At 48.1% G+C, this 26,953-nt stretch carries 41 protein-coding genes and 1 tRNA gene; 27 read left to right on the top strand and 15 right to left on the bottom strand.

What is annotated here, in order from left to right:
- Positions 1-229: 229 nt before the first annotated feature.
- Genes JWJ90_RS13440 through JWJ90_RS13425 form a run of 4 tightly spaced genes read right to left on the bottom strand, consistent with a single transcriptional unit; the run spans position 230 to position 3,379 of the window.
- Positions 230-826: a hypothetical protein gene (locus JWJ90_RS13440; RefSeq protein WP_205227746.1), complete on the bottom strand. Its 597-nt coding sequence runs from the start codon at positions 824-826 to the stop codon at positions 230-232.
- 11 nt (positions 827-837) lie between these two features.
- Positions 838-1,680, bottom strand: a complete 843-nt coding sequence (locus tag JWJ90_RS13435; RefSeq protein WP_205227745.1) for a zonular occludens toxin domain-containing protein — start codon at positions 1,678-1,680, stop codon at positions 838-840.
- Between the two features lie 2 nt (positions 1,681-1,682).
- Complete coding sequence (locus JWJ90_RS13430) at positions 1,683-2,018, bottom strand: hypothetical protein (protein WP_205227744.1); 336 nt, start codon at positions 2,016-2,018, stop codon at positions 1,683-1,685.
- Positions 2,019-2,020: 2 nt separating this feature from the next.
- On the bottom strand, positions 2,021-3,379 hold the full coding sequence (locus JWJ90_RS13425; protein ID WP_205227743.1) for a hypothetical protein: 1,359 nt from the start codon (positions 3,377-3,379) through the stop codon (positions 2,021-2,023).
- A 31-nt stretch (positions 3,380-3,410) separates the two neighbouring features.
- Between JWJ90_RS13425 and JWJ90_RS13420 the strand changes: the two genes are divergently transcribed.
- Both JWJ90_RS13420 and JWJ90_RS13415 read left to right on the top strand, forming a co-directional pair.
- Positions 3,411-3,725, top strand: a complete 315-nt coding sequence (locus JWJ90_RS13420) for a transposase (RefSeq protein WP_205227742.1) — start codon at positions 3,411-3,413, stop codon at positions 3,723-3,725.
- A complete protein-coding gene (locus JWJ90_RS13415) occupies positions 3,683-4,543 on the top strand; it encodes an IS3 family transposase (protein ID WP_205227741.1) in 861 nt (286 codons plus the stop codon). Before JWJ90_RS13420 ends, JWJ90_RS13415 begins: the two co-directional genes overlap by 43 nt.
- Before the next feature lie 193 nt (positions 4,544-4,736).
- Here the strand turns inward: JWJ90_RS13415 and JWJ90_RS13410 are convergent, their stop codons facing one another.
- The 9 genes from JWJ90_RS13410 to JWJ90_RS13375 all read right to left on the bottom strand — a co-directional run bounded on the left by JWJ90_RS13410 (position 4,737) and on the right by JWJ90_RS13375 (position 7,603).
- Positions 4,737-5,147 carry a hypothetical protein gene (locus JWJ90_RS13410; RefSeq protein ID WP_205227740.1) on the bottom strand — a complete coding sequence of 137 codons (411 nt, stop codon included), beginning with the start codon at positions 5,145-5,147 and terminating at the stop codon, positions 4,737-4,739.
- 97 nt (positions 5,148-5,244) lie between these two features.
- Entirely contained in the window at positions 5,245-5,385 is a 141-nt protein-coding gene (locus tag JWJ90_RS13405) for a hypothetical protein (RefSeq protein ID WP_205227739.1), read from the bottom strand.
- A 2-nt stretch (positions 5,386-5,387) separates the two neighbouring features.
- The gene (locus tag JWJ90_RS23610; protein ID WP_275889114.1) at positions 5,388-5,513 is read right to left on the bottom strand and encodes a hypothetical protein; all 126 of its coding nucleotides are present in this window, start codon (positions 5,511-5,513) and stop codon (positions 5,388-5,390) included.
- 117 nt (positions 5,514-5,630) lie between these two features.
- Positions 5,631-6,167, bottom strand: coding sequence for a hypothetical protein (locus JWJ90_RS13400; protein ID WP_205227738.1), 537 nt, complete (start codon positions 6,165-6,167; stop codon positions 5,631-5,633).
- Positions 6,168-6,218: 51 nt separating this feature from the next.
- Positions 6,219-6,362 carry a hypothetical protein gene (locus JWJ90_RS13395; protein WP_205227737.1) on the bottom strand — a complete coding sequence of 48 codons (144 nt, stop codon included), beginning with the start codon at positions 6,360-6,362 and terminating at the stop codon, positions 6,219-6,221.
- A 69-nt stretch (positions 6,363-6,431) separates the two neighbouring features.
- Positions 6,432-6,569 (bottom strand): hypothetical protein, encoded by a 138-nt coding sequence (locus JWJ90_RS13390; RefSeq protein ID WP_205227736.1) that lies wholly within the window; start codon positions 6,567-6,569, stop codon positions 6,432-6,434.
- Positions 6,570-6,837: 268 nt separating this feature from the next.
- Positions 6,838-7,170, bottom strand: coding sequence for a hypothetical protein (locus JWJ90_RS13385; protein ID WP_205227735.1), 333 nt, complete (start codon positions 7,168-7,170; stop codon positions 6,838-6,840).
- Between the two features lie 47 nt (positions 7,171-7,217).
- On the bottom strand, positions 7,218-7,430 hold the full coding sequence (locus JWJ90_RS13380) for a hypothetical protein (RefSeq protein ID WP_205227734.1): 213 nt from the start codon (positions 7,428-7,430) through the stop codon (positions 7,218-7,220).
- Entirely contained in the window at positions 7,427-7,603 is a 177-nt protein-coding gene (locus JWJ90_RS13375) for a hypothetical protein (RefSeq protein WP_205227733.1), read from the bottom strand. Before JWJ90_RS13375 ends, JWJ90_RS13380 begins: the two co-directional genes overlap by 4 nt.
- Positions 7,604-7,703: 100 nt before the next feature.
- On the opposite strand from JWJ90_RS13375, the gene JWJ90_RS13370 reads away from it, so the two are divergent.
- The 6 genes from JWJ90_RS13370 (at position 7,704) to JWJ90_RS13345 (ending at position 12,309) form a co-directional block, all read left to right on the top strand.
- A complete protein-coding gene (locus JWJ90_RS13370; RefSeq protein WP_205227732.1) occupies positions 7,704-8,114 on the top strand; it encodes a helix-turn-helix domain-containing protein in 411 nt (136 codons plus the stop codon).
- 93 nt (positions 8,115-8,207) lie between these two features.
- A complete protein-coding gene (locus tag JWJ90_RS13365; protein WP_205227731.1) occupies positions 8,208-8,663 on the top strand; it encodes a hypothetical protein in 456 nt (151 codons plus the stop codon).
- A 98-nt stretch (positions 8,664-8,761) separates the two neighbouring features.
- On the top strand, positions 8,762-9,556 hold the full coding sequence (locus tag JWJ90_RS13360; RefSeq protein WP_205227730.1) for a hypothetical protein: 795 nt from the start codon (positions 8,762-8,764) through the stop codon (positions 9,554-9,556).
- Between the two features lie 254 nt (positions 9,557-9,810).
- Positions 9,811-10,785 carry a hypothetical protein gene (locus JWJ90_RS13355; RefSeq protein WP_205227729.1) on the top strand — a complete coding sequence of 325 codons (975 nt, stop codon included), beginning with the start codon at positions 9,811-9,813 and terminating at the stop codon, positions 10,783-10,785.
- Positions 10,786-10,902: 117 nt separating this feature from the next.
- Positions 10,903-11,685, top strand: a complete 783-nt coding sequence (locus tag JWJ90_RS13350; protein ID WP_205227728.1) for a hypothetical protein — start codon at positions 10,903-10,905, stop codon at positions 11,683-11,685.
- Positions 11,686-12,039: 354 nt separating this feature from the next.
- The gene (locus JWJ90_RS13345; protein ID WP_205227727.1) at positions 12,040-12,309 is read left to right on the top strand and encodes a hypothetical protein; all 270 of its coding nucleotides are present in this window, start codon (positions 12,040-12,042) and stop codon (positions 12,307-12,309) included.
- Positions 12,310-12,441: 132 nt separating this feature from the next.
- Here the strand turns inward: JWJ90_RS13345 and JWJ90_RS13340 are convergent, their stop codons facing one another.
- Positions 12,442-13,518 (bottom strand): flagellar hook protein FlgE, encoded by a 1,077-nt coding sequence (locus tag JWJ90_RS13340; RefSeq protein ID WP_240194922.1) that lies wholly within the window; start codon positions 13,516-13,518, stop codon positions 12,442-12,444.
- 504 nt (positions 13,519-14,022) lie between these two features.
- Between JWJ90_RS13340 and JWJ90_RS13335 the strand changes: the two genes are divergently transcribed.
- Positions 14,023-14,098 (top strand) — tRNA-Glu (locus JWJ90_RS13335).
- 266 nt (positions 14,099-14,364) lie between these two features.
- Here JWJ90_RS13335 and JWJ90_RS13330 read toward each other — a convergent pair.
- Positions 14,365-15,432, bottom strand: a complete 1,068-nt coding sequence (locus tag JWJ90_RS13330) for a tyrosine-type recombinase/integrase (RefSeq protein ID WP_205227726.1) — start codon at positions 15,430-15,432, stop codon at positions 14,365-14,367.
- Positions 15,433-15,789: 357 nt separating this feature from the next.
- Here JWJ90_RS13330 and JWJ90_RS13325 point away from each other — a divergent pair, with 357 nt between their 5' ends.
- From JWJ90_RS13325 to JWJ90_RS13240, 18 genes are all read left to right on the top strand, one after another.
- On the top strand, positions 15,790-16,233 hold the full coding sequence (locus tag JWJ90_RS13325; RefSeq protein ID WP_205227725.1) for a hypothetical protein: 444 nt from the start codon (positions 15,790-15,792) through the stop codon (positions 16,231-16,233).
- Positions 16,233-16,676, top strand: coding sequence for a hypothetical protein (locus tag JWJ90_RS13320; RefSeq protein WP_205227724.1), 444 nt, complete (start codon positions 16,233-16,235; stop codon positions 16,674-16,676). Before JWJ90_RS13325 ends, JWJ90_RS13320 begins: the two co-directional genes overlap by 1 nt.
- Positions 16,677-16,915: 239 nt before the next feature.
- Positions 16,916-17,194: a hypothetical protein gene (locus JWJ90_RS13315; RefSeq protein ID WP_205227723.1), complete on the top strand. Its 279-nt coding sequence runs from the start codon at positions 16,916-16,918 to the stop codon at positions 17,192-17,194.
- Between the two features lie 478 nt (positions 17,195-17,672).
- Positions 17,673-18,476: an ATP-binding protein gene (locus JWJ90_RS13310; RefSeq protein WP_205227722.1), complete on the top strand. Its 804-nt coding sequence runs from the start codon at positions 17,673-17,675 to the stop codon at positions 18,474-18,476.
- A gap of 4 nt (positions 18,477-18,480) precedes the next feature.
- Complete coding sequence (locus JWJ90_RS13305; RefSeq protein WP_205227721.1) at positions 18,481-18,690, top strand: hypothetical protein; 210 nt, start codon at positions 18,481-18,483, stop codon at positions 18,688-18,690.
- A 221-nt stretch (positions 18,691-18,911) separates the two neighbouring features.
- Complete coding sequence (locus tag JWJ90_RS13300; protein ID WP_205227720.1) at positions 18,912-19,415, top strand: nucleoside triphosphate pyrophosphohydrolase family protein; 504 nt, start codon at positions 18,912-18,914, stop codon at positions 19,413-19,415.
- Entirely contained in the window at positions 19,415-20,089 is a 675-nt protein-coding gene (locus tag JWJ90_RS13295) for a hypothetical protein (protein ID WP_205227719.1), read from the top strand. Before JWJ90_RS13300 ends, JWJ90_RS13295 begins: the two co-directional genes overlap by 1 nt.
- A 73-nt stretch (positions 20,090-20,162) precedes the next feature.
- Positions 20,163-20,606, top strand: coding sequence for a hypothetical protein (locus tag JWJ90_RS13290; RefSeq protein ID WP_205227718.1), 444 nt, complete (start codon positions 20,163-20,165; stop codon positions 20,604-20,606).
- The gene (locus tag JWJ90_RS13285; RefSeq protein ID WP_205227717.1) at positions 20,603-22,252 is read left to right on the top strand and encodes a DEAD/DEAH box helicase; all 1,650 of its coding nucleotides are present in this window, start codon (positions 20,603-20,605) and stop codon (positions 22,250-22,252) included. Before JWJ90_RS13290 ends, JWJ90_RS13285 begins: the two co-directional genes overlap by 4 nt.
- 91 nt (positions 22,253-22,343) lie before the next feature.
- Positions 22,344-22,694, top strand: coding sequence for a hypothetical protein (locus JWJ90_RS13280; RefSeq protein WP_205227716.1), 351 nt, complete (start codon positions 22,344-22,346; stop codon positions 22,692-22,694).
- On the top strand, positions 22,694-22,864 hold the full coding sequence (locus tag JWJ90_RS13275; RefSeq protein ID WP_205227715.1) for a hypothetical protein: 171 nt from the start codon (positions 22,694-22,696) through the stop codon (positions 22,862-22,864). Before JWJ90_RS13280 ends, JWJ90_RS13275 begins: the two co-directional genes overlap by 1 nt.
- Positions 22,857-23,042, top strand: a complete 186-nt coding sequence (locus tag JWJ90_RS13270) for a hypothetical protein (protein ID WP_205227714.1) — start codon at positions 22,857-22,859, stop codon at positions 23,040-23,042. The genes JWJ90_RS13275 and JWJ90_RS13270 overlap by 8 nt, the downstream gene beginning before the upstream one ends.
- Complete coding sequence (locus JWJ90_RS13265) at positions 23,039-23,356, top strand: hypothetical protein (protein ID WP_205227713.1); 318 nt, start codon at positions 23,039-23,041, stop codon at positions 23,354-23,356. Before JWJ90_RS13270 ends, JWJ90_RS13265 begins: the two co-directional genes overlap by 4 nt.
- 4 nt (positions 23,357-23,360) lie before the next feature.
- Positions 23,361-23,699 (top strand): hypothetical protein, encoded by a 339-nt coding sequence (locus JWJ90_RS13260; RefSeq protein ID WP_205227712.1) that lies wholly within the window; start codon positions 23,361-23,363, stop codon positions 23,697-23,699.
- Between the two features lie 52 nt (positions 23,700-23,751).
- Entirely contained in the window at positions 23,752-24,660 is a 909-nt protein-coding gene (locus JWJ90_RS13255; RefSeq protein WP_205227711.1) for an FAD-dependent thymidylate synthase, read from the top strand.
- Positions 24,657-24,860: a hypothetical protein gene (locus JWJ90_RS13250; RefSeq protein WP_205227710.1), complete on the top strand. Its 204-nt coding sequence runs from the start codon at positions 24,657-24,659 to the stop codon at positions 24,858-24,860. The genes JWJ90_RS13255 and JWJ90_RS13250 overlap by 4 nt, the downstream gene beginning before the upstream one ends.
- Positions 24,857-25,282 carry a deoxycytidylate deaminase gene (locus JWJ90_RS13245; protein WP_205227709.1) on the top strand — a complete coding sequence of 142 codons (426 nt, stop codon included), beginning with the start codon at positions 24,857-24,859 and terminating at the stop codon, positions 25,280-25,282. Before JWJ90_RS13250 ends, JWJ90_RS13245 begins: the two co-directional genes overlap by 4 nt.
- Entirely contained in the window at positions 25,279-26,952 is a 1,674-nt protein-coding gene (locus JWJ90_RS13240) for a DNA cytosine methyltransferase (RefSeq protein WP_205227708.1), read from the top strand. Before JWJ90_RS13245 ends, JWJ90_RS13240 begins: the two co-directional genes overlap by 4 nt.
- Position 26,953 lies beyond the last annotated feature (1 nt).

The following is a 26,953-nucleotide window of genomic DNA, read 5'->3' as shown; positions in this document are numbered from 1 at the left end:
TGGAGAAGGCTGCAGTCTCATTCCTCCTCGTCATGCCCTCGGGTAGCGCCCTCGCTGATCTTGGCTGCTCATTGGTTGCCGGTTTCAGGACGAAAAACGGGCCGCTCTATTAGAGGGGTCGCTTACCCCGTTTTCCGTTGGGAAAATCTCTGGAGTTACCCGCGTCATTCACGCGGAACTACAGACAACTGCAGCGCGGCATTCCGACCGCCGCGTCGCGGTCGGGTTCTCACATCGGGGGTTCTGTTTCCTGTTGGTCGTTGGTGAGCTGGTCCGCTTTGCTTTGAGGGAGAAGCGCATACCAGTGGCCAGAGTCATACCGAACCGGGTAAGGAAACTTCTTCAGAGGATAAATGGTGGACCCGAGAAGAAAAAACACGCCCCGGCTGGACCGGGCATAGTTCAGTAAGACGGCTGTTTGTGGCTCTTCAGGCTTTTTGACTGTGAATACGGTGTGCCCGTCATTGACCGGTTCCAACTGGAGGCCCGAAGCCGTGACAGCAGCTTGGAAAGAGTCAAACAAGGTCTCTTTGCTCAGGTTCGATTCTATCCATGTGATGGGCGTAGACTCATTGCCGGAAAAAACAAGCCCTTTCCCTGTTTGGGAGGTGACGAACTGCACCACCTCGGAAAGTGGCACATTGTCAAAGTCCACCGCCATCGGCAGATTCGCCGGCACCGGAGGAAGCGGCTTTGATTCTGCTTTGACGGTCGGAGCCGGGTCCGCTTCCTGTTCCTGGGAACAACCTGAGATCCCGAAGAGGAGTGAGGCGGTAATGACCATAGCGGCCAGAAACAACAAGAAGTTGAGGACAGGACGATTCATGGTGGTGCTCCTTATCGGTTAGTGAACACAAGCTGGCCATCCCGGTACACCGGGGTAATGGAGTGATATGTGGCCATGTCTTTTGTTTTGACTTTGTTTTTTTTGTTTGCGGCATGGGTGGTCATGACCTTCTTGGAGCCGAAGAGATCACCACTGGCCAAGCTGGATTGCCCGAATAACATGTAGAGGGTGAAGGCGAGGACAACCGGAATAGCGTAGAACACCCAATGATTGAGCACGTTCACATGCTGCATGATGGAGAGTTCTTTCACATCCTTGGCTACATAGGACTTGTAACAGTGAAAGATCTTGTTGTTATAGGTCCGGGTATTGGTCGAAAGCGGTTTTCCTGCGGTGTCTTCCCCGCCGTAGGCGTAGCAGAGGTATTTCTTTTGAATAGCGCCGCCAAAGAAATTGACCTTGCGGAAGACATAGGTCCATTCCAGCAGGGAACGGACAGCGGAATCGATGCGTGCAACAGCCTGAGTAATGAGGACAACGTCAAAACCGTTGTGGCGGTGGGTAGAGGCCCAGGACGCGAACTGATTATTCTTGGCCGTTGACCATTCCCGGGAAGAGAAAACTTTTTGGATCTCATCCAAAACCACCAGGCAACCAGGTTGAATGTGCATCCAGAAGTCGGCAAGCTGATGCTCTTCAAGAAAGTGCAGTTGCCTGACGAGTGCCAGGTCGGAGAGTCCGCAGTAGCTTTTGATCATCTCCAAACATTCAGGATCGCAGATCCCATCAATGTTGGTATAGACCACACGGCCCATCTGGAGATTATCGGTTATTTTTTTCACCGCTTCATAGGTCTTGCCCGATCCGGGCGTACCGGCAAATCCAATGATCATGATTACACCCGTGTAAAAACAGAAGGGATAATGTTGAGGGTTAACCTGATGAGGTAGGCAGCGCCCAGGAGCGTAAAGCACTGAGGCAGACCAACAGCATTGATCATCCAGACGAGTTGGGTAGGGAGATTCGACCAGGCCGCGGCATAGTTGAAGGCAACCGCTGAGAGATCAATGGTGGTCAAAAAAGTTTCGATAATGGTCAAAAGACCATCAAAGATGGTGAAAAACACGAACTGCAGCAGCAGAATGAAGCCATCTAAGATCCAGGTGAGTGCGGTTTCTATCCAGCTCCAGAACGTAGTGAGCCAATCAATGATGACGCCAAAGAAAGACATGGTTACCTCTTCATGATAATGGCTCTGATCGACAGAAAGCCGAAACAGGCAAAAAGGATGGATCTGAGCACAGCAAGTCCTGTTGCCATGGTGTCGCTGAGATCAAGAGAATGCGTTCCAAAAGTGTTGCCGCCATCAATGACAAAGACCGATGAACCACCGGAAGGCAGTGAGCTGAAGTAATTTGAGGAAAAGGAGAACAGGCCGGAAGACTGAACGTTACTCAGGAAGGTGTTGAACCTGGTGGGGATGTCGTAGAGTTCTGTTGAGGGCGCATACCCTTCACCAAAGGAATCGGTGATTATGGCACCAAAAGATTCTTCTTCGCCTTCACCCTCAGAATCAGAGCCTGAATTCCCTTGAGATTCTGTGGTTGTTGAACCCGTTTCTGTGCCGTCACTTGCATAATTTGTGGTCTCTGTGGTCGTGTAGGTGTCGCCATCAATATTATAGGTCGTTGTTTTGGTGACATCATACGAACCGTCAGAATTGGTGGTGGTTTCAGTCTTCACAGACTCTGGTGGGTAATCACCGTTTTCTACGTCTGGTTTCGGATCATCCTTACATTGCCCTGTGCAGTCCTTGGAATTCCAGTTAACAATCAGCCCCTCATCACCGCATCGTTCTGCAAGATTGGCCCAAGCGGCAGCACAGGAGTTTTCTGGTTCGCTGCATTCACCGGTGCATGTTGACCAATCAAAAGACCCGATATTGGCAGCACCACCACATTCGTTCTTCTTTGCGGTCCACTGGGTTTCACAAGCTGATGGTTGTTCAGGATCAGTGTTGATATATTCGCCAGCTCCGCACTCTTGTCCTGTATACGTAAACTGTACAGTTGCTGCGCAAGAACTGCCTGAGCAAGGAAGTTCATTTATCTGACTTGCTTCAACCTGGCAGCCATCGACACAGGTATTTTGAGGAACCGGCGTACTTCCTTCCGTGTAATTGATTAATTGCCATCCAGCTGAGGTACCCGCTTTATCGGCGCAGGGATCGGTTGAAGGGCAAGAACCTTGGGCATCAAGCATGGCTGCTGTTGTTCCAGATGAAATTTGGATTGCGTCAACCGTTGCTGCCATCGCCGCAATTTCAGCCTCATCTCGATTCATTTTTTCGCGTGCAGTATTGACTCTATACCAGGCACCTTCGGCAAAATATGCGGAATAGAAATAGACATACCACTTCTCAGACATAACAGACTCAACGTCATAGGTGACGGATACATAGCCATTGCTTGAGTCAACGGAAACGCCTGTTATTTGATGACTATCAATATAATTGTCTTTGGCTATACGATAGAAAATTTGGGTAGAGACGGTCCCAAGAATCCGGACCACCCCTTTGGCTAACCTATCCATAGTTCCTTCATCATGTTAAAGAAGAGGGATTATGAAAAAGCAAAAGAGAAAGCACACACCGGAATTCAAAGCCAGAATTGCCTTTGAGGCAATCCAGGGGATCAAAACCCAAAATGAGATTGCGCAAGAATACGAAATCCATCCGATAACGGTCAGTAAATGGAAGAATGAGTTGTTGAGCCGGATGCCGGAAATCTTCGCCACAGAAAGCCCGAGAAAAAATGCCGGCAAGGACCGTGAAAAAGACAATCTCCAGCGCAAGATAGGTCAGCTGACCATGGAGGTGGATTTTCTTGAAAAAAAGTGCGAACAGTTGGGAATACCCGTAAAAGGGCGGCTCTCATAACATCCGATTCCCAACTCAGCATCAGGCGCCAGTGCAAGCTGCTGGATGTGCCACGATCCGTTGTGTACTACAAGCCCAAGCAGGAGTCTGCGGCAAACCAGCTGTTGATGGAACTGATCGATAAGTTTCACCTCCAAGATCCTGCTGCAGGCACTCGTCGGATGAGCAAAGTGCTCCGGCGATACACCCAAAAGTGCATAGGCCGGAAAAGAGTTAGACGTTTGATGGGAAGAATGGGTATTGAAGCTATTTATCCAAGAAAACGAACGACTATTCCCGGAGGCCCATCCGGTATATTCCCATATCGTCTGAAGGGGTTGAAAATAGATAGGCCTAATCAGGTGTGGTGTGCCGATATCAGCTATATTCCGATGTATCGAGGCCACATGTACCTATTTGCCGTAATGGACTGGTATTCCCGCAAGATCATTGATTGGGAGCTTTCAACAACCCTGGATACGGCTTTTTGTTTGAAATGCCTCAATCGTGCTCTATTGACCTTTGGTAGTCCAGAGATCATGAATACGGATCAAGGTTGCCAATTTACGTCCGAGGCTTGGATAAATGCCCTTACAGAGGGCAATGTAACGATCAGTATGGACGGCAAAGGCCGATGGGTTGATAATGTCATGATCGAGAGATTCTGGCGAAGTATCAAATATGAGGATATCTATCTAAAATCTTACGAGACACCGAGGGAGTTAGGCAAGGGGATCAGGTCATACGTATTACGTTATAATACCCAGCGGCCTCATTCTTCTCTTTCAGATATGACTCCGGAAGAGATGTACTGCAAAAATACAAAAGAAGCGGCCTGAAAAAAATCAGCCCCTCCCCCCGCGGGGGGAGGGGCTGAGCGGCACCACCGGAGCTATGGAGTTAGCCTAAAGACATAAAGTGGTGGTCCAAAAAGAGGGACCACTTCTGGTACAGTCACCCGGGTATGAAACAGCAAATGCAAAATTTGATGCCATTAATAAAATGACAATGCTGATAAGGAAATGTGTACCCTTATTCATTGCCCTGGCCTTCATGAAGCTGAACAGAAGAAACCTGTTCACTCCGAGATCCCCGGCGCTGGTATTGCAGGTCATCTGCACAAATACAGCGAGAATGGTCCTGGAACGGTTGAAAATCCTTGCCAATGCACTGAAACTTGAAGAGGCTGCCGCGCTCCTTGCAGGAACGCTCACAGATGTTGAGGTATTCGTGGCAGGACTTTGAAATCCTTTTCCGCAAGGGCGCCGTGGAAGAAGAAATCCGGGGCACCACGTACTGTTGCGGTGTGCTGGGTTCATATTTGGCATTCGGCCCAGAAGGTAACCCAGGCACCTCCTCCGCATGGGACAAATACACCCCGGCAGTAATAACGGTTACATAGACACCAGCGGCATAGAGCAGGATTTTGGTGATGTCGTTCATAGAAGAATCCTCTTGAGCAGACCGAGGAAGAAGCACAACGCAACAAATGCAATCACCAGCGCACAGCGTCGGATCTTGGGGAAGGAAGGAAGAAAGTTCATTTGGGTGCGTTCCTCAGCATGTTGAGAATTAAGTAGCCGCAGCCAAAAAGAGCGGCTATGCCGACAAAGGGCGCGGCCAGTTGAAACAGTTCAGTGAACAAAGCGGCAGCGCTGAAGCCTTCAGGTAGCTGAATCATGATCACCACTCCATCTTTGCTGCGATCACAAAGGCAATGCCGGTGAGTCCACCAAGGCCAAAGCTCATGATGTCGCCGAGCTGCCCCACGATCTGGTTCAGTATTTCGGTCAGTTCTGCCGGAGTCATCCCACCCGCCCTATGGTTCGAGCTGTCGAAAAGGCATAACTGACGACCAGCCCGGCTATCCAGCCGACGAGAACCAGGCCAAGGCCCATGCCATAGGCAGTCACATTTAAGGTCATCTCATCCTCTCAATCGTTCAGCATGGGAATGAATCAGGTCGTAAGCATCATCATCGGACATTCGATGGCGCATGCGCTCTTCGTACATGGCTTCATCCATGGCAGTTTCCAAAGCGGCGTAGCGGTCTTCCGAAAGTTCGACGCCGTCATTTTCCCAATGGTTGTTTGCATAAGTGGCGTCCGGTCCAGGTTCCAGGCTTTCAACTCCATCTAAGGCCAGCTCCATGTCATGTTGCCGCAAAGGCGAAATCTCGATATCATGGCGTTCTGGTCGAATGGACGGTGCATCACTGGCGAGATTGGCTGCAATACGTTTATTCGTCTGGTAAATGCGATAGTTACCGATCGGATCAGCAAGGAAATTGCCAGCAGACTGCAGTGCCGGAACCAGGATCAAATCTTTGAGCAGATCAAGCGCCATGAGGATAAAGGAGCAGACCACAAGCCCGAGGATCAACGTCTGTAGATCTTTGATCAGGCCACCGGTGAGGATGGCCAGGGCGTCCATAAGGTATTGTGTAGGGTCGACTTTCGGCATGGCGGTTGAATCTCGTTAAGGGGAGGGTTGCCCCTCCCCGATGTTGAGGTGTTAAGCGCTCTTGCCAACACGCATGGTGCGTCTGACGTAGGCATACCCCAGGAACAACAGGCCAATGCCGATAAAGCCGACCATAAGGGTACCGACGTTGGTGCTAATACCTGTGATGTCTACTGCGTCAAAAAGTGCTTGCATGGGTTCCTCCTTGAGGAAAAAGTGGGGAAAAAAGAAAGGAAACCGTTTCCTTTCAGGGTAAGTTGCTGATCATCTGCCGACGGTACGCATCAGCATGACCAGGCCAAAAATGATGAGAGCCAGCCCGAGAATGCCACCCACAGCGGTCAGCATGTCGGCGCGGACACCATCAAAAAAGGTTGAAGTGATTAAGGGGGTCCATTCCATGGTTCGTTCTCCACTATAGGAAAGAGGACGTTGCCAATCAGTCGGGCTTGTTCCTGGTTGATGATCTCTGCATCAACGCATTGACACAGAGCCCGGCCGATTTCGCTGTACGTGAGGGAAAAGGATTCGCGGAGGTCCTCTGCTTCGTGGAGCAATCCAGGAAACCACGCTCCTTGCCAGGACTCCCCGGCACCGGCAGACGCCGGAAGCCGGGAAGACCTGCCAAGGTCCGAGGAGATCCCAGACGCTTTCATAGTGGGGACGCACGTCATTGCTGTAACCAGAGATCGTGCGTGAATCTCCGGATCTTGGAAACAACGCCGGTGCGTTCGTCCACCTGTTCCACCAGATAGGACCGGCAGCGAACCTCTGTTTTGATGTTGTTGACGATGTCGCCCTGTTTGCCGAAACGGATGTTTGAGGTAACAGCCCATTGAGGCGGGTTGGAGTATTCATCTGCCGCCTTGCCTTTGATCAGGGTATTAAAGATAGGGAGGTTATCCCGACTGACTGCGACCTGGTCGGAGGACTCGATACGGCCAGAAACGATGAAACTGGGGACGACGTTTGTGGTACCTGCGGGCTTGTTCTCGGTGGACATGGTTGCTTACTCCTGGTTTTTGCTTTGATTTTTATGGGTTTGCTGGGCTATAAATGAGAGTTGGGTTGCTCTCTATGTTTTGGATACGAATGAAGCGGGATGCGCATGACTTTCCGGCCCGGAGTGCTGGTGAAGCAGTGCCAGCACTGGAGATAATCTTGATAGTGGCCGTCTGGGGTTAAGACGGTGGACACTTCAAGCGGTCTGCCGCATTGGTGGCAGGTGAGTTCGGAGATTTTGGGCCGGTTGGTGGTGTTCATTCGTCTTTTGCTTCCATGCGTTTGAGCATTTGTTCAAACTGCTCATTGAGCTTTGGGAACAGTTGAAGTTGTAAACGGAGATAAAAACGAAAGAGGGTGGCGTAAATAAGCAGGCCAAGACCTAGAAAGATGATGAAAAGGCCGAAGAGGATTGAGGCGTTCGTTAAGGTCATGGTCGGTTCCTGGTGGTTAAATGGCAAGATACACTGATAAATTAATTCATTAATTATTTGATACACAAAAAAGTGTATAAGGTCAAGAAAAATACACGAAATGATTAATCTTGATAACGTGGTACAAAGATTACTTAAAATAAAAGGATTGTCTCAGGGGAAGGAGGCAGCCAATATTTTAGGGATATCGCCAGCTGATTTTAGTAACAGAAAAAAACGAGGTTCTTTACTGCCGCTGTTAGTGGAATGGGCTGAGAGAGAAGGAATTAATCTTCAATGGTTCATTACAGGAGATGAACCCAATCTGGCTGAAACAGAAAAAAGGAGAAAATTTCAAATTTTCAACGAAGCAGAAGAATGGTTAAACGAAGAAGTAAATAAAAACCCTAAAAGAGAAATTTGGTTTGAAGTGGAATTCGAGCGAGCTTTTGAGGAATTCAAAAAGTGGAAGGAAGAAAAGGAAGAATCTGCAGGTTACACAGACAGTTCTTCGACTCGTAAAGTAGCGTAATAAGATATATAATAATATTACTTTAAAACCAAAAGGGTACTTTGTGGTATGTAAAATGTCGTAAAAACATTGAAAATCCTGGTAAATATAAAAATGAAACTTTCAGAAATTAAAATAGAAAATGAGAAGGAAGGTGAAAGTGAAAAAGAAATTAAAAAGAAAATAAGGGAGAATCGGAGAAGAATAAGCCCAACAGCAGATCTTATTATTAAAACAATTATAATATGCCTCGTTATTGACATTCCTCTAAGTATATATTTTTACTACAAAAAACAGAATACCGATAAACAAAGATCAACAATTAAATTAGAGAAAACAATAACAAAGAATGAAAAAAAACTTATTCAAGCAAATCCTATATCATTACAAAAAATAAAAAATAATCAAGATATTACGCACAGGAGACCTCCTGTACCCAAAGAACATCCTGTAAGGCAACCACAGAGGAAATTATATATTTGGACAGATGAAAAAGGCTATAAAGTCTATTCGAACAAAGGCTGCCCAAATGATGGGAAAACAACTAGTTGTGAAATTAAATATTATTAGAAAGCATGCGTCGTTCAGTATAGATATGAAGTCAGGTCTTTGCTTGGCTCTTCTCTTGTTATTAACTAAATAACTCACCGGATAAACCGGTGATCATCATGTTAGGCACAAGAATGGCTCACTCTCCCCCTAAAGTGTTTGTAGATAATTGCATCATGAGTGTTAGTGAAACCATGCAAGCGGTGAGCAAACAATTCCCGTTGAACTGGGGCGACTCCGTGCAGTGGGTTGATGTGGTTGGCTACATGAGAAAACCACTTCCAAATCTTAAAGATGAATGGAAGCGTAATGAGATTAAGTTCCTTCCCACAATCGGAAGAATTGCGAGAGAAGGGAAAATATCTCTTTTTACGTATTTTGAACTTCAAAGTGAAGGATGGAAACGCTCCGGTTCATTTGCAGCAAACAGCATCGGCAATATCTTCTCAGGCGTTTCAATAAAATCCGTTGAGGCAGCTGTTGATCGATCATATTTTTTTCAAATGGAACTTGGTAAATTTATAAAAACACAGCAAGTAATCGAATATTGTAAATGGCTAATGAGCCCAGGCATCGAAAAGCTAGCTGATCGGTTATCTGGAAATCCAGCATATCCATTGTGGTTATTAAATAACATAAAGAACGTACAGCGATTTCGTGAATTGTGCCAGGGGCTTGCGGAGAAGCAATATCCCGATGCGTTCCATTTATGGTCGGCCGAAGTGAATGGTTCGGACCTGTTCTTAACAATTGACGGAAAGTTCATTAGGGCAATGACCCAGTCAAAAAGAATAAGCCTTCCTTGTCAGCCCATGTCGCCATCGAAATTGTTGAATGAATTGAAAATAGAAGAAAGAGATCCGTTTGAATTTCAGGAAGGACAATTCTACGATATTTCTGGGCGTCCGAAATGAAACTATGCATAAATTGGAACTATGAACAGTATAGATGGGGTTAGGCCACGATTTATTTTTTGAGATATCCCGTCTGTATCCCGGTAAACCCAAGAGCTCTTGATTTGAAAGAGTGACACCGGGTTCAACTCCCGGAGCCCCTTCGGAAAGTGTGAAGGAGAAGGGTGAATAATAGGGGACGTACCACGATTTTAAGAAAATCCAACAAGATAATACACCGGATCAACCGGTGATTATCGCATTAGAAAGAAAAAATGGATATTAAAAAATTAAAAAATATTATACTAAATTTTACTATTCCTTATGCTATTGATGTAAGTAATTCTACAAAAAAAGAAGATGAAGGTTCTCCATATATTGTCGTAATAAATTATATCCCAGCTCAAATTAGATTTGAAAGAAAGTATAATGAAGATTGCATAAAAAAGGTGAAACTTGCTCAATTTTCAAAAATAGAAAATGATAGATATGGACTTCTGTCTAAAACAGAAGTTCAAGTATGGTTTGACAATCAAACATTTGATAACTTTGAGTTTGGAAAAGATGAATTGATTATGAAAGACAGATTTTTCTTCAATTTGTCTATAAAATATCTAAATAAATTTTTAAGGAATTATAAACAAGTTACAAGAGAGTTTTGGATAAGACCAGTTAATTCAAAAGATATCCTGAATTATGACTATATTCTATTGGATACAGAAAAAACTCAACAAGCTACTCATGTGCTACTTAATAATACAGTATGCTTTAATGGTGGAAAAGAAATTATAATTGATAATTCAAAAGATAATCTTTTGAGGAATAATTTATTTAAAGAAAATGTCAGTCTCATAGATGATTTATATTTGAGTATTTTAGATAATTATGATTTGGAAAACTTCAATATTTGTTTAATACAATGTGCCATTTTATTTGAAAATTTTGTTTATTCTACGCTAAATAAAAAATTGAGCAAAACCAAACTAAAAAAGATAATGAAAAATCCTGATTGTGAATGTTTTGTTGGTATTTATCAGGTGTGCAGTACAGGATTAAAGAAAGAGTTTGGTGTTAATTATGGGCAATGTGAGGAATTTAAATTATTTCATACAAAAGTTCTAAAAATACGAAATGATTTAGTTCATGGTAGTAAGTTAGATTCAATAAAAGAAGAAGAGGCTCGATCAGCAATTGATAGTACTTTAAAGGCTATTGAAAAATATAAAAAAGATATGGGAATTTCTAACTAGTCATTTCCATTCAAATGCAATAATAGGGGACGTACCACGATTTTAAGAAAATCAAACAAGATAATAAACCGGATCAACCGGTGATTATTGTGTTAGGCATTAAAAGGAATCTGAAAATTGAGCAATAATAACTCTATTGAAGTAGCGTCGAACTCTATCCGTAAGCTTTGGGAAAAGCATGGAATCAAGGAACCTATGAGATTCCTCGGTTTCTGTCTAAGCATGTTGCCTGTTCCTGTAATCCAACAGGCAGGAGCTGCTCTAGACAGACATCTAGGGAATAAAGAATTTGAAAGGCAATTGGCAGAATTATGGGCTGAAATTGCAACGGTAAATGAGCTAGTAAGTAAAGTAGATACATTAGAAGAAGCAATTCAAGAGATTGCTAAAGCGATCGAAAATTCTCCTGATTTAGAAGCAAAAACAAGTGAGTTCATTTCAAAGATAAGTCAAAATCAAAAGGAATTCTCTGTGCTTACAGAAAATCAAAGCTATCAGGAAATAAGAAACAGTATCATACATGCAGATATTTCTGCTTTCGTGGCAAGGGGTGGGAGCACTAATGTAATCCATGGCTCTACTGTTAACTCTGAAAAAATACATCTACACGCCACAGACAGTAGCAGGAACTTTGTTGATGGCAGCACCTTCCAAGGGTCTGGAGGCGCAGTCTCAATGAATGGAATCAGTACGCAGGGACCAATATCAGCACAAGGAAGTGGTATCGGTTTTGGCGCCGGTGGCTCTATCAGTTTTGGTGGCAACCCCAACATATTGTCAGGTAATTGCCCTGCATGTAATGAACTTCTTCAGGTAGATAAACGGGAACTGGCTAAATATAGTCAGGTGCAATGTCACAAATGCAAATCTGTCTTTCCATACAAGCTGCCAGGTGCCTAACGAACAAGGATAGATTGTGTGAGTGAGGCACGAACGAACCACAATCTTATCCGAGGTGTACGCCCGGCATGGGCGTGAACTTATGGGGTGCAAGTCCCCTGTACGTAGAATCCTATCACTGCCTTTTGGCAGCGATACCAAAGTACTAGCCGACGGCAAGGGCGTCTCCGCGAGGAGGGGTCTGAAGGAAGCCCGAGCGCAAAGCTATGAGCCGACGGACAGAAACAGCATATAAGGCCGAGTCACCGGGCAAGTCAGCACCACATGACGAAGTCCCACGGGTTCAAGTGATACGGTAAATGCTGCGGTTGTGTAGCGACAGTTCACGTTCTTATCCGGGGAGATCTGCTCCACATGCGTTTCGTAAAGAAAAGCGCGGTTTCCGGTAACGGTCTCCGTGATGGAGCAGAAGTCAGCAGAGGCCATAGTAGACAGGACGTCACCACTGATGGCAGTGTGGTGGCTGGAAACAAGCCCGGCATAGAGAGCCGGGAAGACTTACCCTGTCGAAGGGCCGAACTTGAAGAGGGGGATGTCATTCCTCATGAGCTCCATATCGCGTTGAACCCGACCGGGCGAGCGAACACAATGGGCGCGTCATGGGAATCAAGCTCTCCAAGATAGTCGCGGTTACTGCCGTCTTTTTAAAGAACTGAAGCTATCGATTGACCGGCCACGGCCCGTCTCTCTTTGGGAACCGCCTGGTGCGGACCCGCATGCCAGGTGGTGTGGAGGCCGGGGGAGAAAAACCCCCGGCTATCCGATTTCTGAAAAGAGACTACTTCCTACAGCATCAAGGCCATCATCGTTAATAAAGGTTGCCAGGGCTATCATGGCTACTGGTAGTGTTTCACCATTTGAATACACGGCGCTCACCGTTCCGTCTGATGATATATCCACGTCAGTAACCTCGCCAGATGCATAGCCATCCTGATCCTGCGAGAAAACAGTGGAGTCACTATCATACTGGGTGGTATCGAAGCTGTAGGTGACAAGCTGCGTCTGATCTGATCCATTGTCCCAAGTGAGAATTGACGCCGTTGTCGTCCCTGTTTCACCCGAGATAAGGTTACCCTCTGTGTCAAAGGTTAGCGTGCCAGAACCAATATTCTCAAGAACACCGTCTGTTCCGGTGGTGAGATCGCCGCCATCTACGGTCAGATTCCAATCCCAGACTTGATCGCTGACTTTGGTAAAGTAACAGGTTAAAAGGTGTGCTGTTCCTAGGGTATCGTAAATGGTAGAAGTCGTAGCGTAATTGGAGGTATCTTCAGGGGCGGTTATGTCAAATACTCCACCGTTGAGGGTATCTGAGTTGGAGTCGAGGTTGGTCTGTAACTCAACATTTTCGGTTGATTTCGCCTCAATCTGTGAGACCATGTCTACCTGAATATCACTCAGACTACCGCTTGCCAGGATGCCGCTACTGTTATAGGTCGAACCTTGAACCCGTAAGCCGTCGGCGGTTACAAGATAGCCGTCTTCGTTAAAACTGAAATTACCGTTGCGGGTGTAAAGACTCTCATCGCTGAGAGGATCAGTAACGATAAAATAGCCATCTCCTTCGATAGCAATGTCAGTAGCGCTTTCAGTGGATTCAAATCCCCCCTGGCTATAGTTTGTTTGCACGGTCTGGACTTGCGCTCCCCGACCGACTTGGGAATTCCCACTGGAGCTTGCAATATTGGCGGAGAGAAGATCGGAAAAGAGGGTTGAGCTTGATTTAAACCCCACAGTTGAACTGTTGGCAATATTGTTGCCGGTCACAGTCATTGCCTGTGAAGTTCCCTGAAGCCCCGTGATGGCAGTGTATAATGCTGTTGAAAGTCCCATGTCTGTCCCCTGAACAGGTTGCCGTTGTTTTTTTCATATAACGAGTTGTAGCGATCTGGCCCGCAGAGAGAAAATTCCGGCCTTTGAGTGCATCCTTGCAGCAACACTCCCCATCCTGGAGAGAACTGTTTTTTAAGAGTCAATTACTCTTTCTGAGCAACTGATACAGAGCTCTTTGCTAGGTTATCGACACGAAGGACTGTTGGTTTTTATTGTGATTTCGCAACGTTGTGCGGTTGAAATGTTGAATGATAATGGCATTTCGTCACGAATGTAACGATCTGTATGAGGAGGCTGGGACATATGCCCCAAGAGAAACACATGTTAAGAATTGATACCGTGACATTTCATGGTTGGCGAAAGGTGTATTTTACCGAATCAATGGGATTTGAATCGCCTCACCAATAACCGCCACGGCGTAGTGAAAGAATTTGTATTCTACAAGAAAAGTTTTATTGACATGCTCGTCGAATTTCGATATAATAGCCCCGTTCCAAACGACTTGGCCCCATCGTCTAGTGGCCTAGGACACCGGCCTCTCACGCCGGGAACAGGGGTTCGAGTCCCCTTGGGGTCACCACGGAAATTCAGGCAGTTAGCGCGCAAGCACTAACTGCCTTTTCTGTTTGTGGGCCTTTTTGTGGGCCACAAGGGGCCGTTGATGTACTTACAGAGCCAGCGTGATATGTAGGTTAATGTCTGATTTTTCTTCGACACCCCAGAAAACAAATGCCGTAGAGATCGAGCAGATAGCATTAGCGATCCTGGCATTGGTTCGCTCGACAGCCTCGGTCACTACTTTTAAATGATCGAGTACCCTCTCTTTTATTCCTTTTTCGCCCTCGATTAAACTTCCCCCTCCGCAACCCTCTTTTGATCTTCAAGCCTGGGCAACACGCCGACCACCTCGCGCCCCTCTGGATTTAGCGAATGGATATACCGGGCGGTCGTGTTGATTGACTCGTGCCTGAGCATGCGCTGTATTTCGACCAAGACCACGCCTTTTGCCGCTAAGATAGAGGCAAACAGGTGGCGAATGCCGTGGAAACCAAATTTCTCGACCTTGGCTCGTTTGCACAATCGCTTCATCCAGTGCTGGCGATACAAATATGGCAACCACTGGCCATCTTCAGTACGCCACATAAATACATTGCCAAGCAGGCCTGTTACCATGCGCTGTTTCCTGAGCATGATCAGGAGTTCATCACTGATCGGTAGCCAAGCGTTTTTCCATTGGCCGCTCTTATTTTTTCGGGTGTAGAGACGGATTAACTTTTTATCAAAGTCAACATCTTTCCACATGAGCCGGAATAGTTCATCACGTCTGGCACCAGTGTGCAGGTAACAAAAAAGCATGTGTTTATCCTGTTCAGTTGTGGTGGCTTTATAGACCTTCCAGAACTCATCCATGGTCGGTACTCGTCGCTCATCTTTTTCTGTGGCGAACCGTGGCACCTTAATGATTGGATTTTTCTCGGGCATACCTGCGAATTGAATCCCCCAATTCCATGCTGCTACGAGATTTTTTCGGTCCTTATTGGCAGCATTGCCAGATCGCCCCTCCATTTGCGTCTCAAGGTGAGATAAGAAATGCCGCGGCTGAAGCATTTTTAATGGATAAGCTGGATCAATCGCCTTGAGCAAGAGCTTGAAAGCTAAGCGTTTTTCTTCATACGTCTTCTTAACATGTTTCTTTTTCGAGAAACTAAGGTACGCATTTGCCCAGTCAATCAAGGAGTCCGTGGACATCCCCTTGGTGAACTGCTCGTCTATTTCTTTTTGTTTTTCGCGCTCCCATGCTTTGGCCATCCCCAGTTTTGGTAACCTGGCACAGTGCTTTTTTACCTTGCCGTTGGGTAGGGTCTCTTTCACCTGCCCGATCCATTGCCCGGTGCGTCTGTCTTTGTATGGCATTAACAACCTCCTTTTCAAAAAAGACTATTCTTTTCCCTATCATAACGCCGCCAAGGTCTTTGTAGTTTTCCTTGACTGACCGAAGGCTAAAGCCGGTAAGGGTGGCCACCTCTTTAGGGGTCATCTTCTGGCCCAAAGCCTCGCTTAACAAGTTCTGTTCGGGTGCATCCATTTTTATCCTCGTAGCTCTGTTTTTCTTGTGCGGGTATAGTAAATTTACATTTTGGGAAAGTCAATGAAAAATAGAATAAAATAAAAATGGGAAACCAAAAATAAAAAAATCTTGACGCAGGTGGGAAAGGGGGTTACTGTCATGATCATTGGGAAAACATTGACCAAAAAAGGAGAACCGTAGAGATGACATTGTTGGCTAAGGAACAGAAAAAGATGTTAGAAAAGGTGAGCGTGGCCGTGCAGGAACTTTTGCGCAAGCTCGATGACCGCTGGACCGGCACGGAGATATCCCAACGAACGGGGATAGCTCATAGCCGTATCAGTGAATATCGAGATTATGAAAAGTACCAGCGCCCCGTCTCGCTCAGTCACCTGATAAAATTTATTGGAAATGGGCTTTTTACTATGACTGACGTTATCGACGCGACAGAGGGGCTGTCTGTTAAGGAGCAAGAGTTTTTGCAGGATCTTGGCTTTTACGAAGACCTAGCCCTGCGACGGCTGGTTGTCGAAGTAAAGAAGGAAGAGGATGTTTCCCCCTTGGAGGTGTATTCAACCCTCGCTACCCTCAAAAGCAAGGGTGTCAATATCAAACAGATGCTCTCGAAACTGCGCGAGGAGGATTGATGGCCGACCTCAAGGAAGCGGTGCTGCTCAGAGAGTGCATCCTAACAGAAATAGAAGACGCCAAACTTAAACAAGCGCAGGCGGTAGAGCGCCTGGCGGATGTTGAGGCGATAATAAGTCAAGTTATTAGCGATCCTGTTGACATTGTGCGCAAACAGGCTGGAAAAGATACCGGAGTTGTCGATGTTCTCGTCCAGGGGGTTATGGTGAAGCACAATGTCCCCAAAAAAGTCGAATGGGACGAAGACAAGCTAAAGGGGATAGAGAAAACCATCGCCGCTCATGGCGATGACCCCTCAGAATACATGGACATCTCAACAAAGACCACTCGTAAGGTTAGCGAGAAAAAATACAAAGGCATGTCGCCTGATGTTAAAAAGGTCTTCGATAGTGCTCGCACTGTGAAGCGGGGCCAGCCCAAGATGTCTTTTGAGTTACGGTAATTTTTTTTGCTCATTGATTTCCCAAAAAAGAAACAATTTTAGACATTATGTGGAATAAACATTTGTAATTCCGCATATTTTTAGGCGACCCTGTGTTACTTTGTGGTAATTAACAGTGAAGAAGTGTTAATTGAGCGTAAAAACGGTTAATTAGTAAGCAGTAGCAGTCACTCTGTGGCACGGGTTCTGCCCTGTACCCCTTGCTGTTTAACGATTATTTAAAATACGGAACAAGTGAAATGAATTTTTTAACAAAAAAAGTGGCTCAACCTAATTTTACCTTTGGATTGGATTATGGGGTTAAAGATAAAACAACCAGCTTCACCGGTATAGTGATCGGGCGTCACCAGTGGCTCAATAATTGCCACACTTATACGGTTCAGCCAACTGTTCTACGTGACGGTGTCCCTCTGGAGCGACAATCCTTTGATGAGCCGCAGTTGGGATTGTTAGCGAACGGAGTCATTGAAGGTAAGAATGGTACCGGTGGTCCGGAAATACCGGTATCCCCGACGTAGCGCGACTGATATTTTTTTAAATCTACTTTTCCCAAAGTGGAAACTTTTTAGGATAATTGATCTCCACGGTTTTATCTGACCTAGTACCTGTTGATGTTTCGCACGGAGGGGAAACCGGGAGAGTGGAGGCCTCGCTGTAGATGCTGCTCCCGGGTGGTGCGCTAAGCCAAGCGCTAAGACATTAACTCGCTTGTCTCCGCGTGAGAATGCCAGCGCAAGTGCCCGATTCTTGAAGTCGGGAGTTCACAAGTCTGGTGCAGAGGGTAGGGCGTGGACTGAAAATGTGACTCTGCACATGAACGTCGGTGCGAAGCAGAGACGTGACTCTCAGGAGAGACTGAGCTTTAAACTAAAATGTTCGCCGTGGCGGAATAGGTAGACGCGCCCCCAATGCACGTCACGGGTTGGACCCGGTGCAGCAAGGATATTTGCAGGTTCGAACCCTGCCGGCGAACTCCTTAAAAAAGGAAAAGAGAAAATGTCAAAATTTGCACTCGATCAAATCAAACTCGCAAATGAGGGGTGGAAGGCTCAAAAGATTCTGCTCTACGGAACGCAAGGACTAGGAAAAAGTACGTTCGGCACCACATTCGAGAATCCCATCCTTTTGCCAGCAGAAGATGGTGGCAGCAATCTCAATGTGCCTGCTTTTCCCTTGCTTCACTCCATGTCGGATCTCAGCGAGGCATGCCAGACGTTGTACGAGCAGGAGCACCAGTTTAAAACGGCGATCATGGATAGCGTTGACTGGTTAGAACCGATGGTTTGGGCGGCAACTTGCCAGCGCCTCGGTTTTGACAGCATTGAGGCTCCCGGCTACGGAAAAGGCTACTTGGAGGCTGACTCGGATTGGCGAGAGGTCATGGGGTACTTCGACGCCCTCCGCTTGGAGCGCGGCATGAATATCGTGCTGGTGGCCCACTCGGAGGTCAAGCGGTACGACTCACCCGATACGGACCCCTATGATCGTTATGGCATCAAGCTTCATAAACGAGCTTTTGCCTTGTGGCAAGAGTGGGCCGACATGGTGCTGTTTTGCGGCTACAAGACCAAGATCAAAAAGACCGAGGTCGGATTCAATAAAGAGGTCAGTCGAGGAGAGGGGACCGGGGAGCGCATGATCTACACCGAGGAGCGCCCTGCTTATCTTGCCAAGAACCGGTGGGGGTTATCACCCGAAATATACATCGGGAGAGATAAAACCTGGGGTGCCTTCCACCGAGAGCTGAATAAGGCGACGAACGGGCGGTACGAGCTGCCCGAGGCCTTGAGGGGGGAGTAGCTATATGAGTACTGTCCCCGTCAATATTACCTGCCCGTACTGTGAGTTCATCAACACCCGGCACGTGGATCTTAAAAACATGCCGAGTATCCATGGCGAGATCTGCTATTGCGACTGTGAAGACGGTGGTTGCGATCGGCGATTTGTTGTGGATTACAAGGTTAAAATTGAAACCGAGGTGCGCTCGATAGATGGCGAAAAGGAGAAAGTTTAAGATTGTCACCCCCGAAGATTTGTTAGCGCTCAAAGGGAAAACGCTAATTTCCAAAGGGCGACGACGGGTCATCACTCGCGTGATAGGGGTGGAGTTTAACCCTTATTGGCGAGAGGAGGGGCTTGTGTTCTGGCGCCTACCCAATGGGGTGGAGCGTGATAAAGGGGCGAAAGTGGAAAACTTTTGCAATAACTACTTAAAAAACGCGGAGATAATCTGTGATGATTGAAAAAAAGGGTGAAGAGCGCGACTTGATCGTGGCTTCCATGTTAGGCGATGACAAAGTTCGTAAAATCGTAGATACGGCTTACACAGTGTCACGGGTTTTCGCAAATAGCGGCAAGAGGGCAGGTGTTTTGTATGTGACCGCCCAAGCTTGCAAGGCTTTACAGGTGGCCAATAATATTGTTCACGGTCAAGGGCCTGGAACAATCGACACACTTAAAAGCTCGGTGATGATGACCCTTGTGTTTGCCGAGCGAACTATTGTCACTGCTCTGGAACTTGGGGCGCTCGAACGTGGGCTTGTCGAACTGGCCCGGGCGGAAGAGCTTTACCCCGTGTGGCCCGAGAATCAGATCGAGGCTGTAGCGATCATGGTTGAAGAGGCTGGCGAAGCCCTTGAGGCTGACTTGTCCGTAGGACGAAACGTTAACGATGTGTGCGAAGAGCTGGTCCAGGTTATTGCCATGTGCATTCGTATCCTCAAGAATCTGGAGGACTGATGATTAATCTCGGTGATGCTCCTGAGCAAAAGGAAAGCACTGGGGGGCCGATCCCCCCGAAGTCCAGCGTCAAGGTCCGTATCGAGGTCCGCGAGCCCAAGAAAAAGGACGAGCAAGACCCTTGCGTCTTCATTGCATCGACTGGCCTCAAGCAACTTGATCTTGAATTTGAGGTTATTGGCGGTCAATTCGAGGGCGTTCGAATTTGGGAATATTGGTCCCTACCACCGAGCATGCAGACAATTAATTTAACCAAAGGGCAGGAGGGTGCCTGTAATGGCTCGTTTGCAAAAATGCGTGGCGCTATTGAAGCCTCACGGAACCTTGACCCCGCTGATCCCAACGCGAACCGCGATATTCAGAGCTGGTACGATTTGAATGGACTGGAGATTCCCGTAAGGGTTGGAATTGACAAGCCGAAGCCTGGAGACCTGTACATCAACAACAAGATTTCCAAAGTGCTCGTTCCTGGGGATAAAGAGTTTGAGCTTGTCATGTCGGGCGGTGAGGTAATCACCGAAGAGCCTATCCCTTCTATCCCAGAAGGGGGGGCTAACAAAGGTGGTGGCAGTGGGAAAAACGGTGGTCAACAAGGGGCACCGGGAGGGACAACTACCACTCAAAATGGTGGCCAGCAGAGCGTAAAAACCCCATCTTGGGCTAAGCGCAAGTAACTTTTTTTTGCTCAGTAATTTCCCAAAATGGAAACTGTCCCGGAAGACCCGGGCCGGTTTCCATGGAGGTCTAATGAGAAATAAATTCAGCACTATCAACGTTAAATTCGGAAAAAGAACATACTCGCTCAACACTCTCTGTCGCAAAATGAAACGTGACAGGTTCGCTGTCTTCAAAAGATATAGAGCGCTCGGCTGCCCCACTAGGGTTCATCATTGGCTATTTGTCCCCCATTCGGTTTGGAAAAAACGAGGCGATGATCTCGAACGATGGGAGGAAGCTGTCAAGCATAAGTTCCCTCACCTCTGGGCTGCGGAAGTGGAGGCTAACGAAGAAGCTTCAGGGAGAGGGGGTGGCAAAGAAGACGAAGATCAATCGTTAGCCCCTGGCTGGTGGGAGCGCAAGCACTTGTCAACAGCAGGGGACAATGGATTCGCCAAGAGCGAAATTGTAAACTTCGGGGCGACGAAGCCGGGGAGCCCTGATATCCCCATATACACCGGTGTATTACGATGATTCTACGCCCAAGACAAAAAACATTTGTAGCCAATTGCCTGCAGGCCCTTGGCGAACATGGAAACACCCTAGGGGTCGCCAATACAGGATTCGGCAAGACAGTGGCACTATCAGCCACCACCGCTCAACAGATCAATGGAGTTGGCCGAGCGCTAATCTTACAGCACCGTGACGAACTGGCCAACCAGAACTCTGAGACCTTTCGCCGGGTAGCGCCGGAAATCCCGATAAGCTTTTTCACTTCGGGCCGTAAATCGTGGAGGGGACGCGCCACCTTCGGGATGGTGCAAACGGTTGCTAATCATGTTGAGGCAATACCACGGCTTGATCTCCTGGTGATCGATGAGGCTCACCATTGTGCCAGTGCCACTTATCAAAAAGTGATTGGCAAGGTCAAAGAGGTTAACCCTGAAATTAAGATTTTGGGGGTTACGGCCACACCGGAGCGCTCTGACAAAAAAGGGCTGGCCAACACCTTTTCCAATGTTGCCGACATCGTAACCATTTCCGAGATGGTGCAAGCTGGCCACCTGGTGCCACCAAAGGCAATGGTGGTGGATATTGGCACACAGTCGGCGTTGAAATCTCTAAAGCCGAGAGCTGATGATTACAACCAGGCCGAGATTGAGGCTATCCAGAACACCACGGTTAATAACAATCAAGTGGTGGAAAAATGGTTGGAAATGGCCAACGATCGGCAAACTATCGTTTTTAGCTCTACTATCCAACACGCGGAGGATGTTTGCAAAGTTTTCCGCGAGATGAACGTTGAGGCAGAGACGGTTCATGGTCAACTACCGGTTAGAGAGCGTCGAGCTATTCTTGCAGCGGCCGATCGAGGCGACGTGCAGGTCTTGATCAACCCAATGATCTTGACCGAAGGCTTCGACAACCAACGGATTTCCTGCGTCATGCTCCTGCGCGTCAGTTCGCACAAATCAACGATGATCCAGATGATTGGACGGGGGCTGCGTAAGCTAGACCCTGCAAGACATCCGGGGATCGTAAAGCGCGATTGCCTTGTTTTGGACTTCGGAATCTCGTTGCTCAAGCATGGCGATCTCAACGCCGATGTTCGCTTGAAGTACAAGGAAAACAAAGAAAAAGGGGAGGCGGCAAAGAAAACCTGCCCTGAGTGCAAATCCAAGCTACCGATCCAGGTTAAGGAATGCCCTCTTTGTGGGTACGAGTTCAAGGTCGAGGTTGACCTAGATGGCTTTTACAACGAGTTGGAAGAACTCAAACTGATCGAGATTGACCTGCTCAATACCAGTCCATTTCGATGGATCTCGATCTTTGACAGTGGTGCTGCCCTAGTTGCCACCGGGTTCGCCAGTTGGGCATGCGTATGCACAGCAGACGATGAAAACTGGTACGCCATTGGTGGCGAGGGGAAAACGGTTACTCCGCTTGGTGTATCGAACAAGATCGGTGCTATCTCCTCGGCTGATGATTTTATGCGGCAGCACGAGAAATCCACTTCGGCCAAGAAAGCGGCTCGGTGGATGCGAGAGAGCGCTTCACAGAAACAGATGCAGTTGCTTAACCGCCTGGGGCATTACGGCCAGTTTTCTAAAGTTGAAGCGGCTGCGCTTATAACTTTCGGTTTTAACAGCCGAGCAATTGAACAAATTTTAGGAGTTTAGATTGGACAGCATGAATACAGACTGTTTTGGCAAATTGAGGCGCGTTCCCGATGTTGTAGAATTGAACCCAATTGGAGGGAGCCTCCAGCAAATGAACGATGCGGAGCTTTTGTTTGTGCGTAAAAATGCCCTCACATGGGTAGAGGGAGATGAAAACGACGGGCGGCTCACAACGGGCTCATCGGCTCAGCTCGATTACTGCCTCGATCTTGTCGAAGAGGTTGATTCGATATTTGAAAAACGGGCGACAAGAAGGCATCACCCGATATGCAATTGCTCTAGCTCCTGGATTGACGGGTACGCGTCTGGTGAGATTGGTTGGGGGGGTAACACCTGGGGTTTTGTCCGTCCCAACCAGCGTTGCCCTATCTGCAAAATGGTTCAGTGGTGGACAGTTGATAACGACGAAATGATGAGCGCCCTGCAGGAGATGAATACATAATGAAAACCATCGAGACGCTGAAGCGAATGCTGAAAGAGGCGGTACATCGCCACTACCTAGCGGACACCAATTACCGCAGAGCTAAATTGCGGCTTGAGAGCGCCACTGATGACGTGAAAACGTTGCAAGACCTTCTCAATGAGAAAAAGGAGGCAGGCGAGAATGGCTGAATCTACCTCCAAAGTGGCCACCAGGGTGATAGCGAAGGAGATCGCCGTCGAGTGCCCTTATTGCCACGAAGAGCAGTACGGTTTCGTTAGCGACCCTCGCGGCGGCAGGTTTCGTTGTGATGACTGCCATGAAGAGTTCGCGGTGGTCGAGACGGCTAAAGTTGTGATCGACGCATGAATCTGACGAAGCTTGCCGATTTTCTCACAGCCAAGGAGCTGATGGCCAAGCCGTTCTGCGAGTATGAAGAGCAAGAGATAGAGGCCTTGGTCGCCTTTATCATTGAAAACTACGCAGATCAACGGCCCTGTCCCTTATTGGTGGACCATGCGCAACGCCTGATCGTGCCGGCCAATGCTGACAAGCACCAACTCAGAGTGGCCATTCGCTGGATTCAGGCAATGCTTGACTATACTCCACCGGAAAATAGCATCACGGAGGTAACAGAAACCAATGAAATCCCTCATGTGTGGGACACGTATGGTGAAGGGTGACCCTGTGCCATTAACCGATTTTCGCCCAAGTGGTCACGCAATTGCGCGTATGATCCAGCGCGACATCTATTGGCCAACTATTTTGGCCGTTATTGCGCATGGTATTGAGTCAACAGCCTCAACGAAGCGTTTTTCCGTGTTCCGTTATGACGGTTATAGCGTTGTCGTTGGTGGCCGCACGGTCGTCACGGTGTTTCGCCGGCTGACCAGTCGAAAAAAAGAGCAAATTCGGTCGCACCGACTGAGCCATGTCAGAAATCGACGCTTTCAAAAAAGAGGCAAGCAAATAAGTCTCTGGAAACTCGATAAAGTTATCAAAAGAGAAAACCCGCGTTTTTTTTAGCCTTGTAATTTCCCAAAATGGAAACTAAAAAAGAATACCTTGGAGATGTTTTATGAAAATCGTCGAACCCTATGCAAAGATAATTGAGTCGGAGCTTGAGCAACTGAGCGTTTACCAACGTATCGATAAGTGCGCCAGCGTATGCTACCAACGACCAGAGAAGCCAAACGACGAGGAGGCCCGAGTGTTTTGCCTGGGGATAGTTGATCGCAAACACTGGATGCCGCTTGAAATGGCCGTCGTTCATTTGGCTACAACGGAACTTGATGTCCCTAAAAGCAAATACATCACCTCCTCGCGGATAACAGGAGAGACAAGAGGGAAGGTTGTGATCTCTGGATCAATCAGAGCTTTCCTTGAGGCCGAGTATCCCAATACGGAGCAGTCTTTACGCTTCTTGGCGCATGAGTTTCCTTTGTTTTTTGGCGAGGATATTCGGGACACCTACGTGAAGTTTGCGCGTCCTGACCAGATACCTTGGTACCACAAGCATGTTGCCGTGCGGATTGTCACGAATCGAGCTATCAGCCACCAGCTTGTGCGGCATCGGCCGTGCGCCATCCTGCAGGAGAGCCAACGGTTTTGCCGGTACGACGGGGAGCGGTTTGATGGTGAGGTGAGCTTTGTTCGTCCTGGGTGGGTATCTCCTGCGTTTTCGAGAGGTTACAATCCGTTGCTTAAACTCTGGAGAGACGACATGATGGGGGCCGAGAGGCGTTATTTTAATCGGCTTGACAAAGGCCTTCAACCTCAGCAAGCTCGTGGCGTTCTCCCTAACGAATGCAAAACCGAGCTGATCATGTATGCCAGTCTCCCTGAGTGGCTGCATATTCTCAACACGGACACCATGCGCTGCAGCAAGCATGCAGACCCAGAAATGCGGCGAATCATGATTCCACTGCGCGAGGAGTTCATGGCGAAATATCCGGAGGCTGATTGGTCAAAAGGGGAGGGCGCATGAAATATATCTTTAACAAAAAAACCACCATCGGACGGTTGGGTATCACCGCTGAAATGCGCTCAAAAGATAACGATTGGGGGCGTTTCGGCGGCGGATGGAACTGGCACGTCGGAATACAATCTGGCGGAAATACTGTGATGGTTTTTCTCCTGGTCATGTCGCTGCGCTTTTCTTTGAAGCGCAAGGAGGTTTGCGCATGAACTGGGAAGAATACCTTTACGGCTTTGCAGTCCATGCCGCTCTGAAGTCAAAAGACAGCACCATGGTTGGGGCCGCACTGGTCGGCCCTGAAGGTGAAGTGCGCTTGACCAGTTACAATGGCCCCCCTCGGGGGGTCGTTGACTCGCCTGATCGTTTTGAGCGTCCTCGAAAATACCTTTTTGCCAGTCACGCAGAGGCCAATCTGATCGCTTTTGCCGCCAGAGAGGGAATCCGCACCAAGGGATGTACAGTCTATGTAACCCATCACCCGTGCGCAGGTTGTGCCAGGACGATGATTCAGGCTGGCATCAAGGAAATCGTTTACGGGCCAGGTAAAACTCACATGGACCCAGAAGAGTTCATCGCGGCGGCCGAAATGTGTGCCGAGGCTGGTGTGGTTTTGCGGGAGCGTTGCGCATGACGGCTCCTTATAACGCTCATCGGGGCATTGGTGGCGAGGAGCTTATTGTCGATAACTTTGCTGGCGGGGGCGGAGCGAGCTTGGGGATGGAGATGGGGATCGGAAGGCCGGTCGATATCGCCATAAATCACGATCCGGAAGCGGTGACCATGCACATGCAGAATCATCCGTATGCCAAGCATTATTGCGAGGATGTATGGACCGTGGACCCCGTGAAGGCCTGCGAGGGGCGACCGGTTGGCCTAGCGTGGTTTAGCCCCGATTGTAAGCATTTTTCGAAAGCCAAGGGCGGAAAACCGGTTTCGAGAAAAATTCGTGGGCTCGCCTGGATCGTCGTTAAGTGGGCTCAAAAGGTTCGTCCGCGTGTGATTATGCTTGAAAACGTGGAAGAGTTTCAAGACTGGGGACCGTTGACCCAGGCTTGCGATGCGAATGGTAGACCACTGTTCGAAGACGATGGCCGACCGGTCCTGCGCCCATGTGAGTATAACAAGGGGCAAACTTTTTACCGATGGGTAAACCGTCTGAAACGCCTTGATTATCAGGTTGACTGGAGAGAATTGCGAGCTTGCGACTATGGTGCCCCGACTATCCGGAAACGGCTTTTTCTGATCGCCCGGTGCGACGGTCAACCTATCGTATGGCCTGAGCCTACCCATGGGGATCAACTGATACCCTATCGCACCGCTGCAGAGTGTATCGATTGGTCAATTCCCGCTCCATCAATTTTTGAGCGCAAACGCCCGTTAGCCGATGCTACTTGCCGACGTATTGCCCATGGTGTCATGCGATACGTGGTGAATACAGCGGAACCTTTTATCGTGAATACGAGGAATGGTGAAAGAAAGGGGCAGGCTCCGCGTACCAGAAGCTTAGATGATCCCCTGTGGACCATCACGGCACAGGGCTCTCAAGGGGGCTTGATCGCCCCGGTCCTGACCGAACATGCAAATGCCTCTTCGCCTCGATGTATGCAAAGCGATGAACCGCTGAGAACGATTTGCGCGAATGTCAAGGGCGGTCACCATGCCCTGGTCCAGGCGTTTTTGGCTAAGCACTACACCGGGGTTGTCGGGTCTGATCTGAATGTCCCTGTTGGCACTGTCACCAGCGTTGATCATCACTCCTTGGTCACTGCGAACCTCATGCGCCAGTTTGGCAAAAGCGTAGGTGGCGATACTGCTGCCCCAGTCGGAACCATCACGGCGGGTGGTGGAGGTAAAACCGGGCTTGTCACCTCGCACATGATCAAGCTGCGAGGCACCTGCAAGGATGGCCAATCCACGCTGATCCCGGCACCAACCATCACCGCCAGCGGTACTCACTTGGGCGAAGTTCGGGCTTTCTTGTTGAAATACTATGGAAGCGACCAAAACCCTAAGCTTAACGAGCCGATGCATACAGTTACCACCAAGGATCGTTTTGGATTGGTGACAGTTAGGGGGATTCAATACCAGATTGTCGATATCGGCATGCGTATGCTTACACCGCGTGAATTGTTTCGGGCTCAAGGATTCCCTGATTCCTACATTATAGACCCGATTTTCAACGGCAAGAAAATGACCAAAACGGCTCAGGTTCGAATGTGCGGTAATTCAGTCTCGCCATATCCTGCAGCCGCCCTGGTGGCTGCGAACTGTGGAGCGAATATTACCCAGGTGGCTTGCTGAT

The sequence above is a fragment of the Desulfobulbus rhabdoformis genome (genome assembly GCF_016919065.1).
In the GTDB taxonomy this organism is placed as follows: domain Bacteria; phylum Desulfobacterota; class Desulfobulbia; order Desulfobulbales; family Desulfobulbaceae; genus Desulfobulbus; species Desulfobulbus rhabdoformis.
This window is presented reverse-complemented; position numbering and strand designations above follow the sequence as displayed.